This is a genomic window from Bartonella sp. AA83SXKL (assembly GCF_042196965.1).
In the GTDB taxonomy this organism is placed as follows: domain Bacteria; phylum Pseudomonadota; class Alphaproteobacteria; order Rhizobiales; family Rhizobiaceae; genus Bartonella.
In genome coordinates this window covers 1-688 of sequence record NZ_JBHIRG010000200.1, presented here as the reverse complement: position 1 = coordinate 688, position 688 = coordinate 1, and the positions used below count along the sequence as shown (strand labels likewise).

Annotated in this window: 1 pseudogene; it reads right to left on the bottom strand. The window is 37.6% G+C overall.

Features of this window, described 5'->3' with window-relative positions:
* Positions 1-209: pseudogene (locus tag ACFINO_RS10600) on the bottom strand (PAS domain-containing sensor histidine kinase); the annotation flags it as partial.
* Positions 210-688: the final 479 nt, after the last annotated feature.

Here is a 688-nt window from a genome sequence, read left to right as displayed (position 1 = left end):
AATTTCTCTATGACATTTCCAGACAATGTCTGTGCACATGGCAACTCATCGGCTGTTTCTTCAACCAAATGCATCCCCTCTACCGATGAATCCAGTTCGTCACGCAAGCGTTCTGCAATCTCACGAAAAGCTGAACGCTCTACCTCCGAGAGACTCGATGTTTTTGTATTCAAATCTTCAACTCTTTTTTCTTGTACTTCTTCTTGCATGTTCAAAACACCAAAATCATGACCCCATTTAAGACGCTGTGTTTGGCATTTAAAATCGGCAAAACAGAGAGTTTAACATAAAGCCATTCTAAACAACCATCAACAGTCCCTTAAACAGTCTGTTCACTCCAAGGTATAACCACCTCAATAAAATTGCTGAATATGTGCTCCCGCTCCTCATGAAATTGATTGGCAAGTTCATACATAAAGAGATCCTAAAATAGAGGAAGATAGAGACTTAATAACTTCAGCTCACTCTTTTGATATATCACAAAAGTGGCTCTTTTTATCCATATCCAGCGAAAACATCGTGACAAAAGTTCTGGCATAACACAATAAGATCTTGCTTACACTTAAATATCTGTGCCTTTAAGAACACGCATAAAACCCATAAAATTACTGATTTTCCTTTCAAATTAATAATGCCAATTTATGTAGAAATACCCCCTCTAGATAAAATGACTCTGACTGGGATCTCA